The sequence below is a fragment of the Corynebacterium spheniscorum genome, from assembly GCF_900113445.1.
GTDB lineage: Bacteria > Actinomycetota > Actinomycetes > Mycobacteriales > Mycobacteriaceae > Corynebacterium > Corynebacterium spheniscorum.
Window position 1 is genome coordinate 22592 of the sequence record NZ_FOPJ01000015.1, and the last position, 12126, is coordinate 34717.

Annotated in this window: 10 protein-coding genes; 6 read left to right on the forward strand and 4 right to left on the reverse strand. The window is 57.9% G+C overall.

Annotated features, from left to right (window positions below; translation table 11 throughout):
• Window positions 1-34: 34 nt before the first annotated feature.
• Both BMZ01_RS09705 and BMZ01_RS09710 read right to left on the reverse strand, forming a co-directional pair.
• Entirely contained in the window at window positions 35-1378 is a 1344-nt protein-coding gene (locus BMZ01_RS09705) for an LCP family protein (protein ID WP_092286873.1), read from the reverse strand.
• Window positions 1379-1424: 46 nt separating this feature from the next.
• Window positions 1425-2645 (reverse strand): amidase family protein, encoded by a 1221-nt coding sequence (locus BMZ01_RS09710; RefSeq protein ID WP_143067491.1) that lies wholly within the window; start codon window positions 2643-2645, stop codon window positions 1425-1427.
• A gap of 40 nt (window positions 2646-2685) precedes the next feature.
• Here BMZ01_RS09710 and pheA point away from each other — a divergent pair, with 40 nt between their 5' ends.
• Both pheA and BMZ01_RS09720 read left to right on the forward strand, forming a co-directional pair.
• Window positions 2686-3564 (forward strand): prephenate dehydratase, encoded by an 879-nt coding sequence (gene pheA, locus BMZ01_RS09715; protein WP_092286877.1) that lies wholly within the window; start codon window positions 2686-2688, stop codon window positions 3562-3564.
• Complete coding sequence (locus tag BMZ01_RS09720) at window positions 3561-4166, forward strand: histidine phosphatase family protein (RefSeq protein WP_092286879.1); 606 nt, start codon at window positions 3561-3563, stop codon at window positions 4164-4166. Before pheA ends, BMZ01_RS09720 begins: the two co-directional genes overlap by 4 nt.
• 9 nt (window positions 4167-4175) lie before the next feature.
• Here the strand turns inward: BMZ01_RS09720 and BMZ01_RS09725 are convergent, their stop codons facing one another.
• Window positions 4176-4523, reverse strand: a complete 348-nt coding sequence (locus tag BMZ01_RS09725; RefSeq protein ID WP_092286881.1) for a metallopeptidase family protein — start codon at window positions 4521-4523, stop codon at window positions 4176-4178.
• The gene (locus BMZ01_RS09730) at window positions 4520-5569 is read right to left on the reverse strand and encodes a septum formation family protein (protein ID WP_092286883.1); all 1050 of its coding nucleotides are present in this window, start codon (window positions 5567-5569) and stop codon (window positions 4520-4522) included. The genes BMZ01_RS09725 and BMZ01_RS09730 overlap by 4 nt, the downstream gene beginning before the upstream one ends.
• A 121-nt stretch (window positions 5570-5690) precedes the next feature.
• On the opposite strand from BMZ01_RS09730, the gene BMZ01_RS09735 reads away from it, so the two are divergent.
• The 4 genes from BMZ01_RS09735 to BMZ01_RS09750 all read left to right on the forward strand — a co-directional run bounded on the left by BMZ01_RS09735 (window position 5691) and on the right by BMZ01_RS09750 (window position 12082).
• On the forward strand, window positions 5691-6923 hold the full coding sequence (locus BMZ01_RS09735; protein WP_177180146.1) for a glycosyltransferase family 87 protein: 1233 nt from the start codon (window positions 5691-5693) through the stop codon (window positions 6921-6923).
• 10 nt (window positions 6924-6933) lie between these two features.
• The gene (serS, locus tag BMZ01_RS09740; RefSeq protein WP_092286885.1) at window positions 6934-8193 is read left to right on the forward strand and encodes a serine--tRNA ligase; all 1260 of its coding nucleotides are present in this window, start codon (window positions 6934-6936) and stop codon (window positions 8191-8193) included.
• 35 nt (window positions 8194-8228) lie between these two features.
• Window positions 8229-10163 carry a 1-acyl-sn-glycerol-3-phosphate acyltransferase gene (locus tag BMZ01_RS09745; protein ID WP_092286887.1) on the forward strand — a complete coding sequence of 645 codons (1935 nt, stop codon included), beginning with the start codon at window positions 8229-8231 and terminating at the stop codon, window positions 10161-10163.
• Window positions 10164-10354: 191 nt separating this feature from the next.
• Window positions 10355-12082, forward strand: coding sequence for a glycerol-3-phosphate dehydrogenase/oxidase (locus tag BMZ01_RS09750; RefSeq protein WP_092286931.1), 1728 nt, complete (start codon window positions 10355-10357; stop codon window positions 12080-12082).
• Window positions 12083-12126: the final 44 nt, after the last annotated feature.

Here is a 12126-nt window from a genome sequence, read left to right on the forward strand (position 1 = left end):
GTTCATGCGCTGTCCGCGCTGCCTGCCGCAGCAGTTAGCGCATGGAATCCCATAGCGCGGGGGCTTGAACCTCATCCCAGAGCACCACCGAACCCACGTCATAGTTGGCAAAACCACCCACCGGCACGGTCTCGGTTTCCACCCCAGATTTCATGGCCAGAGCCAGGCGCGCGAGATGCCACACATGGTCGCCCTCACCCACGGTGAAAGAACCCACCGCACCATTAATCAGCGGGAAGAAACGGAAGGGATTGAGCAACGTCGAGGGTTGAGTAGCGGTAGCCACAATCGCAGAAAAGAACTCGCGTTGGCGTTGCACACGGTCTAAATCACCCTGCGCGGTAGCGCGGGTACGCACATAACCCAAGGCCGTCGGCCCATCCATTTTTTGGCACCCGGCCTGCACATTCAGGTTCGCCAGTGGATCATCAATCGGCTGATCAGGGCACAGCTCCACCCCACCAACCGCATCAACCACATGCGCTAACCCGCCCATACCGATCTCGGCATAGTGATCAATATGGATGCCGGTGGCTTGCTCCACAGTTGCCGCAAGCAACTTCGGCCCACCATAAGCAAAGGAGGCATTGATTTTATCCATGCCATAACCAGGGATAGCCACATAGGAATCACGCGGAATAGACACCAACTTTGCCTTCCCCACAGTGGGGATATGCAACAACATGATGGTGTCGGTACGACCAGTCCCAATATCCCCGCCGGTGCCTAAGCGGGCAATATCTTCCTCAGTCAACCCCTGCCGGGAATCCGACCCAACCAGCAACCAATTCGAGCCCGAGGTCGACGCAATCGGGGTATCCGGGAAAGCATCCACGCGGGTGAGCTTCGAATCAGCCCAAATCCCAGTTCCTAAAACCACCACCAGCAGCAGGATGAGCACATTACGTACCGGCCGGAAACACCCACCGCGCCGGGCCCGCCGCCGACGCCGCGGCGCAGGTGGCGGTGGGGGTGCCACCTGTGGCGACACTGGGGGCGCCGCTTGGGGAGGCGGTGCAGCTGGGGCTTGATAGCGCGGTTGATAGCCCTGCGCTGGGGCGGCAGGATACTGCTGGGTGTACAAGGGCGGCGCCGCGGCCGCCGGCTGCTCCGGGAATACCTGGCGGGGTCTCTCCCGGGGTGGTTGTACACGTGGGCGTTCTTCTGCGCGGGGCCTTGCGCTTTTCGAGATCGGGGGTAAAGGATTCCCGTCTGGATCGGCGGTGCGTGGCCGGCGTGTGCCAGGCCGTGCAGTAGAAGGCCGGCGTCGAACCGGACGACCATAACGGTCGAGGATCGGGCGACCATGGCGATCCCGGGCGATGTCATCGCCATAAGAATCGCGGTAACGCCCGCCTTGGCCTTCATCTCCACGCATATTCATGCCTTAGACAGTAGTGCGCCTAGCTGTGAAAAATATAGTGTCAGCTAAGTAGCGGCTGAGTGGAACCTGGGAATATCACCTGCGCGCATGCCAGGATTTCCGCTGGTAGAGCGCGTAGTGCCCCAAGTTGCACCCCAACTGCCGGACCATCATCAACGGTGATGGGGACACTTACCGCCCCGAGCCCGGAAATATTGAAAAGGCTTCCCCAGGGAGTCCACCGGGTTTGTTCATCAAAATCCTCTTGGGGTGAAAGCCCAGAAAAACTACCCACCGCTGGGGGATCATAAGCCAGCATGGGGCTAAGCAACACATCTACTTCCGGCCAAGAAGAGCGCACCTTCTCTGCTGCTTCAGACATGGTCCAAACGGCTGCTAGATAATCCTCATGAGCAATATTGCGGCCTTCTTCCCTTAACCACTCCACCATCCGGCTAGCAGGCCCTTTAACCCTGGCAGCGGAAGCCAAAAGCACAGTTTGGAAGGCATAGAACAACTCCCCGGCATCTATTGCCGCTGCTGGGAACACCTGGTGGCCATGGGCTTTTAAGATATCTGCGGCTTGTTGAGCACCACGAAGCCAACGCTCAGCCACCTGCACGTGGGCGAAGAGTGGTTCAAGGAGCACCCCGACGCGTAGCGGGCGTTCGCATTCTGGGGTGATCCCATGAAGATCTGCATTCAGTTGCACCGAGCGCGTTAAAAACCCCTGGGCCCCTAGCCGACCACCGCGGGAATCATGAGGTGGTTTATAGCCCACCACCCCACAAGCCGCCGCCGGAACCCGGATTGATCCACCACCATCAGTGCCATGGGCAGCATCAACAAGCCCCAAAGCAACGGCCGCAGCCGCCCCGCCACTAGAACCACCTGGGGTGGCACCGGGGTAGAGCGGATTCATAATCGCCGGGGAACCCACCGGCTCGGTGTAGGCCGTTAAACCCAATTCACTGGTTGCTGTTTTACCCGGGATCAGCGCCCCACCTTCGATGTAGGGGGTTAAGAAAGGGTCCGTACTATCAGCCATCACCGTGCGCGATACCGAGCCAAAACCAGTGGGCATGCCCGCCACATGAACCAAGTCTTTAGCTGGGAGCAATAAGCCATGGAAAATGCCGCGTTGGGGAAGTTGATCAATCAAAGCAGCGCGGTGGCGTAACCCAGGGGCGTCCACGAAACTAAAACCATGGTCGCTGGGATCCACATCCGCTAGTGCCGCTAAGAACGCTTCGACACGATCAACTGCTGAGAGCATGCTCATGGTGGTCACTGTACGTGGGAGATGTCTACGCTGAATAGCTATGAACCCCCAACCTGACACCTGCACCAGTGAATCCGATTATCGCGTTGCCTACCTTGGGCCGGCCGGTACGTTCACCGAAGCAGCCGTGCGCCAATTTGAAGACGCCGGTGCTTTCCCGCGGGCAGTGCACTTGGATTCCTGCTCTAGCCCAGGCGAAGCTTTGGATAAAGTGCGCGCCGGGCACGCCGATGCCGCGGTGGTGGCTATTGAAAACTCTGTTGATGGTCCGGTAACCCCCACCCTTGATGCTTTAGCCAAAGGTGAGGTGCAGATCTTTGGGGAAACAGAACTAGATATTGCCTTTGCCATTATGGTTCGCCCAGGCACACAAGCCGCGGAGGTGGAGTCTTTCTCCACGCACCCCGTAGCGCACCAGCAGGTACAGGGGTGGATGAAAGAGCATATGCCGCGTGCGCGTTTTATCGCGGCCAGCTCTAATGCTGCTGCCGCACAAGCTGTTGCTGAAGGGGAAGCGGATGCCGCTGCAGCGCCGCTGCGCGCCGCGGAGCTTTTTGGGTTGGAAGTATTGGCGGAAAAAGTCGCTGATGTGGGTAATGCCCGCACCCGCTTCGTGTTGGTTCGCTTAGCTGGCGACCCGGCCCCGCGCAGCGGACATGATCGCACCGCCTTGGTGTTCCGACTGCCGAATGAACCAGGCAGCCTGGTGGGGGCTTTAAATGAGTTTGCTGTTCGCGGGGTAGATATGTCGCGTATTGGTTCCCGACCCACCCGCCGCGAACGCTATACCTATGACTTCCATGTGGATTTGGTTGGGCACATTGAGGACCAGGATGTGGCGGAAGCCGTCGAAGCCGTGGCAACGCGTGCACAACAGTTAATTTATTTAGGATCTTGGCCGATCGGAGACCCACAATGAGCATTATTTTATTAAGGCACGGTCAAACCACCGCGAATGTTGGGCGCATCCTAGACACCGTTGTTCCTGGTCATCCGCTCACCGAATTAGGCGAAGAACAAGCCCGCAAGGTTGGTGCTGAATTAGCGCAGGAATACCCCGGGATGACCCAGGTGTGGCACTCCCCGGCCCTAAGAGCCCGACAAACAGCGCATCTTGCTGCCAGCACCTATGGGGAACTGGTACCAGAGGAAAGAGAAGGTATCCAGGAGATTTCCGCAGGGAACTTGGAAGGCGATAACTCACCAGAGAGCCTGGATATGTACTTCCAGGCTGTTGGTGCCATGATGCGCCAAGAACTTGGGGCGAGTGTGCCCGGTGGGGAAGATTTTCAAACGCTCTTAAACCGCTATCAACCAGTATTAGAAGAAGCCAGCGATACTAATACCGTGCTGGTTAGCCATGGTGCGGCGATTAGGACAATGGCCTGTTTAGCAACCGGTGTGGATCCGCGTTATGCACTCCGCGCTTATGTGCCGAATTGTCGCTATGTGGTCTTAGAGCCTTCCGGCAGGTTCGGGCAATGGGGTATTCACCGTTGGGCAGATGGGCCTTTGCCCTAAGCACTGCACTTAACCCCACCCCAGGCGGTGTAGGTCCTCTTCCTCTAAACCGAAATAATGGCCTACCTCGTGGTGCACGGTGACGATTATTTCCTGCACGAGCTCTTCATAGCTTTGGCAGTATTCCTTGAGAGACTCCCGATAAATGGTGATGGTATCGGGTAGTACGCCGGTGTGGTCGAAGGTTCTTTCCGGCAAGGCAACGCCGGAATATAACCCCAAGATCCCTGGGTTGGTGGGGTTGCGATCCTCAATGAGGAAAGCAAGGTTCACCATCTGCTGGGCGAACTCCTCGGGGATCATATCCAAGGCGTCGCAGACTAACTCTTCGAAATCTTCGTCGCTAATCTCGATCATGCTGGTGGGGGCTGTTGGTCAGGCCTTAAAGGATTGCGTTCTGGGCGTGGCGGCGGGGGAGCACCATTGATAAGGAAGGGTGCAGTGGCGGTGCCGGTTAAAGTAGCGAAACCATTAGCATCCGGATTTGCCGCAACCAGGGCACAGTTGACGCTACGGGAACCACCTTCCCAACCGGTGCGCGGCTGGGTGGTCCAATAAGGCTGCAAGGTGGAGTAATAGAGTTGCTCCTCGCCGCCGAGATAATCCATAGCGGCTTGGGTACAGGCGTGGCGAAGATGTTCGTCCTGCTGCTCAACACTTGGGGTGCCCTCAGGGAAAACCGGGGCCAGGTTCACAATCGCGGTGGCTTCTAACTGGTGGTCTTCAGCACAGTCAACGGTTCGCAGGGCACCGGCTTCATCAACTTTGGCGCATTGGCCGGGCTGCATGACCCGCGCCTGGTCTTGATCCTTGGCATACCCAATGGTGGTCATGGGGGTGCCATGAGGATCGGTGGATTGGATACCGCACAGCATGGTGCGATCACCTTGCGCCCAGGCTTCTGGCGGGGGCAGGATCGGCGCGATGGAATAGCGGCCGACTGGGTCAAAAACCCCATCGAGATAGCGCAGCGTGGGAGTGCGGCATAGCTCTTCGCGTAATTGGGCTTGGCGCGTGAGATCAGGCATGGCAGCCTCTGGCCCGAACTCACTGGCCGGGTAGGTGGCTAGGTTCTCGCGGGCAGATACCTCGAAGCGGTGCTCACTATTGCAATCTGTTTTGTCGAAATTGCTGATCTTGCCGGCTTCGTCGATATCCCAGGTTAAACAATCACCCACATCGGCGGTACTAAATGGCGCGGGTGCGCCGGGCAAGGTGGAGGTAGTGCTGCTGCTGGGATCAGTTGGGGCAACCGCACTGATGGTGGTTGGCTCAGTATCCTCGCTTACATTTTGGTGCTGCACCACATAGGAATAGCCCATCATGCAGGCACTAGCGGCCATTGCCGCCACCAATCCGGTGCGCACGGCAAGGGCGCTGCGAAAACCTGATACTGAACTCATATGCGTCTTATTGTGCCACGCGGGTAGCCTTCTTAGGCGACCCCCATGGTCAATTACCCCTCTAGGGGCACACCCCATGCTGCATCAACTTCTCAAAAGCAAAGAGGCCTGCCGAAGCATCGTGACTACTCAGAAGCAGAAACCCTGCATTATCTCGTGGCCGGCACACCTACTAGGCCTTCTGCCTGGGGTCATCACCGTGCTGCTTAACCGCGGCCACCAACAACCCGATGATTGGGCCTCGCTGTGGATCGGGGGACGGATCCTCCGCGAGGGCCTTAATGAGCATCTCTACGACCACAACCCGGAAGATTTTGCGGCCTGGTCTGGCCCAGTATGGGGCAGCTTCGTAGCGGAAACTTCACCCTGGCCGCACCCTTTTGTGCAAGCCCCGGTGGTGGCGCAGGTAGTTGGTTACCTCAGTGAAGTGATCAGCTTTGATACCTCCGTCATGCTGTTGACGCTGGCGAATTGTTGGGCGCTTGTGGTGCTATGCGCCAGCGCCTATTACCTGTGGTTCCACCGCGTTGCGCCCATTGGGTGGTTGGCCTTAGGGGTGCTTGCGCTTTATTGCACTGCGGCTTTCCAAGGCTCGGTTTTCCTCGGGCAAACTAGCCCCCTGATCTATGCCGGCGCGGCATACGCGGTGAGTGCAGCCCGCACGAGACCGCTGAGCTCAGGGCTCGTTCTCGGATGTGTAGCTCTGGTAAAACTCACCCCGTTTGCGCTGATCATAGTGATGTTTGCCTTCCGGGATCGCGTGCGTGCTGCCGTGATTGCGGGGCTGAGCAGCGTCATGTTATTGGCTGTGTCTGCGGTGACTTTGGGCACGGAGATTTATGGGACTTGGCGGGAGACCTTGTCTTATTGGGCGGGAACTTTTATTTCCGTGCCGGTGGCGCAATCTTTGCCTTCGGTGCTGCTGCGGAACCATTATGTGGAATCCGAGGCGCTGGTGCCGGTGATTCATGAAGCCCCCAGCTATGTGGTGTGGGCGCCGCAGGTGCTGGCAGCGGTGTTATTGCTGGGGTTGGTGGCAGCGATGATGAAGCAGCGGCGGATTCGCTATGAGCTGGCGGTGAGCGTGGTGCTGTGTACCGCCACCGCGACGACCGGGCTGGTGTGGTTGCACTACATCATTGTGATTGCGCTGCCCATTGCGGGGTTGTTGTGGCTGCGGCAGCGTTGGGTGATTGCCGTGATTTTTGTGTTTCTCTTGCCGCCGCTAGCGCCGCTGGACCTGCCGGGGACGCACCTTCCGGCGCTGATGCCGGGTAGTGGATTGTTGGCTTTGGTGTTGGCGACGGCGGCGCTGCTGGGAGTAGCGCTGATGAAGAAGGAGGTCACACGCTAGGCTTAGAGGCGTGATTGACCTTAAACTGCTCCGTGAAAACCCAGACCTTGTCCGCGAATCCCAGAAGAACCGTGGGGCGGACCCCGGTTTAGTTGATGAGTTGCTGCAGGCGGATGAAGCCCGCCGCGAAGCCATTCAGCGTGCCGATGAGCTGCGAAGTGAACAAAAAGCCTTTGGGCGCAAGATTGGGCAGGCAGAGCCGGAGGATCGCCCGAAGTTGCTGGAAGGCTCCAATGAGCTCAAGGCGAAGGTCAAGGAAGCCGAAGAAGCCCAAAAGGCAGCTGAGGAAGCTGTGCATGGGATTCAGATGCGGCTGGATAATATCGTCGAAGGTGCGCCCGCCGGCGGCGAAGAAGACTTTGTGGTGTTGGAGCATGTGGGCGAACCCCGCACCTTCGATTTCGAGCCGAAGGACCACCTGGACCTGGGTGAATCCCTAGGTCTGATTGATATGAAGCGCGGCACGAAGGTGTCTGGGGCGCGCTTTTATTACCTCACCGGTGATGGGGCGTTGCTGCAGCTGGGCATGATGAACCTGGCGGCACGCAAGGCTGTGGAAGCTGGATTCCAGCTGATGATCCCGCCGGTATTGGTGAACCCCGAAATTATGGCTGGCACCGGTTTCTTGGGGGAGCACTCCGATGAGATCTACTACCTGGAACGCGATGATATGTACCTGGTGGGGACCTCTGAGGTGGCGCTGGCTGGCTACCACAAGGATGAGATTATCGAACTAGATAATGGGCCGATCCGTTATGCCGGCTGGTCGAGCTGCTTCCGCCGGGAAGCGGGCTCCTATGGCAAGGACACCCGCGGGATTTTGCGCGTGCACCAATTCGACAAGCTGGAAATGTTTGTTTATTGCAAGCCCGAAGAAGCCACGCAGCGCCACCAAGAATTGCTGAAGATGGAACGCGACATGCTGGCAGCCGTGGAGGTGCCCTACCGCATTATTGATGTGGCCGGTGGGGACCTGGGCTCTTCAGCGGCCCGCAAGTTCGATACCGAGGCGTGGGTGCCGACCCAGAACACCTACCGCGAGCTGACCTCTACCTCGAATTGCACGACCTTCCAGGCGCGCCGACTGTCGACGCGTTATCGCGATGAAAATGGCAAACCGCGGATCGCCGCAACCCTCAATGGCACGCTGGCAACCACCCGCTGGTTGGTGGCCATTTTGGAAAATAACCAACAGGCCGATGGTTCGGTTGTGGTGCCGGAAGCATTGCGCCCCTATGTGGGCAAAGAGGTGCTTGAGCCAAAGGGCTGACCATTTTGTAAAGCTAAGTTGCTATAGTTACCCGCATGCGCGTTGATTCGGTGTACCGCGGGATTATCCAAGTCGGCCGGGTGCTGATGGGCTTTCAAGGCCTACAAGTAACCGTGGCGGGCACCGAAAGGATCCCCGCCGAGGGCGGCGCAATCTTAGCTTTTAACCACACCGGATATATGGACTTTGTCTACGGTGGCTACGCCCCCTGGCGTGCCCACCGCCGACTGGTCCGCTACATGGCTAAAGCCAGCACCTTCAAGACCCCCGGTGTGGGCTGGCTGATGAATGTGATGGGGCATATCCCCGTGGATCGCATTGATGGCTCAGAGTCTTTTAATAAAGCCGTGGCATTGGCGCGCGCCGGGGATTTCATTGGGATCTTCCCCGAAGCCACCATTTCGCGCAGCTTTGAGATTAAAACGCTGCGCACCGGGGCAGTAAGAATCGCCCATGAAGCTGGGGTGCCGGTGGTGCCGGTGCTGATGTTCGGCTCTCAACGCATTTGGACTAAAGGTGGGCGACGTAACCTAGGCCGCACCAAGGTTCCGCTTTATGTGCAGGTAATGGAACCTTTCACACCCACTGGGGATCCGGTAGAAGATACCGCTACCTTGCGCAGCCTCATGCAGGAAGGTTTGAGCCTGACGTGGGATGCCTACCGCCGTGACCATGGCGAATTCCCCAAAGGGGCGTCGTGGGTGCCGGCACGTTTTGGTGGTGGTGCGCCTACCTTAGAAGAAGCGCAGCGTGAAGATGATGCCATTGAGCAGGAACGCCATCGCGTGCGCCAACTCAATGAGGATCTCACCAGACTGAATGAGCGGATTAAGGAAGTCACCCATAATGCGGTGGATGGTGCCTATCAGGCCTATGAAAAACTCACTGGCGATGAAGAGGCTCGTAATTTAGCTTCCTTGGCGCATTGGGTGAAGACCACCGCTGACCAGCTTGCCGCCGAAGGTGTGGCTGGGGTGAAAGAAGGCGCGGGGCGAGTAAGCCAGGCATCAGAGCAATTGCGCTCTAACACCACCGCGCTATATAACCAGCTGACTGCAACTGGGTGGGAGGCCTATGACGGCTCGAAGCTTGAAGAAGTGCTGACCACCTTGGCTTCTCAAACCCGCCAAATTATGGACCGTCTGCCAGAACGCATGCGTGGGCGAGTAGCGGGTATCCCGGATGCTGTGGTGTTGGATGTGGAAGGCACCCTTGCTCATGAAGGCATGGTGGGGGAGCGCTCAATTAGCGCACTGCAGGAGTTACATTCCCGCGGCGTAGAGATCATTTTGACCAGCGAGAATGGCTATGAGGCAGTGGATGCTACGGCCGGGCAGATAGGTATTCCGGTGATTGGGCTTTCCGATAATGGGGCGCTGAGCTACCGCTTTGATAATGGGCAGCGCAGTGATGTGGAGTTACGCGGACATTTCACGCCCGGAGAGCAAGGCACCGTAGCTGGGATTCTTAAAGATGTCAGTGAAGACCTGCAGGTGAGCTGGGGATGTTCCCCAGAAGGCGAAGTGGTGCGCGGGGAAGTGCGCAGCACGGACCCCACGGTGGATAAGAAGACATTGCTGAATCTGCTGGCTGAGCCCTTGGGCCAAGAAGCTTTCCTAAGTATTGGTACGGCTGCGGATACCGTGTACCTGGCACCGCGTGGGATCTCTAAAGCTGGGGAAGTGGAATCTTTCTTGGAAGGCCAAGAAGATGTTTTAGCCATTGGTGATTCCCCCGCTGATATGGCGCTGTTGGCTCGGGTGCATACCGGCATTGCGATGGGTAATGCCGATGGGGAGGTGTTGCGGGCCTGCCGTTGGGCTACCGCGGATGCTGCTGATGATGGTGTGGGGATGGCGTTGTGGGATGTGTTGGATGAATTCCATGAACGCGAGGCCAGGGAAAAGGAAGCTGCGGCGGCGAAGGAGACTCGGGATAATCCTGAGCCACCGGTGGGGGAGTCCCGCTAGTAGGGGAGCTTGCCTGGGGCCTCTTGCAAGGGGCCTCTGGGCATGCGGGCCGAGGGTAGCGCGGAGTAGTTTCGATTGACGCTGCTCAGTGCTGCTAAGGTGAGCAAAACTAAATAGCGGCTACACCATAGCTGGGTCTATTTTTGAATTAACTGTTTAAAGAAATACTGCCCAATGTGGAGGTACCCTTCATGCGCACCCAACAGGTCTTCAACCCACAGGCCTATGAGCGTGCCTGGACCGAGTTTGGCCAGGAGCATTATGACGTCGTGATTATTGGCGGCGGTTCAGTTGGCGCCGGCGCGGCACTTGATGCCGCCACCCGCGGACTGAAGGTGGCACTGGTTGAATCCCGTGATTTTGCTGCCGGAACCTCGAGCCGCTCCTCCAAGATGTTCCATGGTGGGCTGCGTTATCTAGCGATGCTGGATTTCCGGTTGGTGGCTGAATCCCTCCACGAGCGGGAACTGAATATGTCCACCCTCGCCCCACACCTGGTGACCCCGCTGCGCTTCATCTTCCCGCTGACTCACCGAATTTGGGAAAGAGTGATGATGTTCGGCGGCTTCACCCTCTATGACCTTATGGGTGGGGCGAAGTCAGTGCCGCGCCAAAAACATATGACGCGATCCTCGGTGCTGCGGCTTAACCCCGGGCTAAAAGAAGATGCCGTGGTTGGTGGGGTGCGCTACTTCGACACCCTGGTGGATGATGCCCGGCACACCATGACGGTGCTGCGCACCGCCGGATACTATGGCGCCACTATTCGACCTTCCACCGAGGTGATTGGGTTTGAAAAAGAAAATGGTCGGGTAAGTGCGGCGATTCTTAAGGACACTGATACCGGGGCAGAGACCACGATTCGTGGCTCGGTGTTCATTAATGCCACCGGTGTGTGGAATGACTCCATTGAAAAACTTGCCGGCACCAAAGGCCCATTTAGCGTGCATGCCTCTAAGGGCGTGCATATTGTGGTGCCCAAAGATTGCCTGGATGCGGATGCCGCATTGTGCTTTGTGACTGAGAAGTCTGTGCTCTTTGTGATCCCGTGGGGTGAGTATTGGATTATTGGAACCACCGACACGGATTATGAAGGCAACCTCGCCGACCCCGCCCCGAATGCCAGCGATATCAACTACATCCTGGATGAGGTCAACCAACGAGTACGCCGCCGCATCACCCACGAGGACATTGTGGGCGTGTACTCCGGGCTACGCCCACTGCTGGCAGGCAGTAGTGAATCCACCACGAATCTTTCCCGCAACCATGCCGTGGCACGGGCCTGCCCCGGCTTAGTCTCAGTAGCGGGCGGCAAGTACACCACCTACCGCGTTATCGGGAAAGACGCGGTGGATCTAGCAGCTGAAGAAATGCTTGCCTCCCCGCACGCCTGCCACCATGACAAAGGCAAAGTGCCGGACTCAGTCAGTGAGCACACCCCGATCCTGGGGGCGAATGGCTATCACGCCCTGAAGAACTCCGTACCGGCATTAGCTGTCCGCTTTGGGGTGAGCGAAGAGATTATTGAGCACCTGTTGGGCCGCTATGGGGCCCTCCTGGATGAAGTCCTGGATGTAGTGCCTGAACTGCTTGATCCCATCCCAGATGCGGAAGGTTATCTCAAAGCCGAAGCTCTTTACGCGGTTACTCACGAAGGTGCCCTGCATCTTGAAGATGTGCTTAGCCGACGCCTCCGCATCACCATGGAATACCCGGATCGTGGCGTGAAGTGCGCGGCGGCGGTCGCCGATATTATTGCCCCGCACCTAGGCTGGGATGAACACCGCAAGGCCGCGGAAATTGAGCTTTTCCAGCGCCGAGTGGAATCTGAACTTGCTGCCGAACAGGCCCTCACCGATGAAGCAGCGAACCAGATTATGAACCGCGTCGGCGAAACCCGCAGCCATATGAACACTTAAACACGCCAAGCGTTAAGCGCGCGCTTTGAGGGAAGGAAACCCCC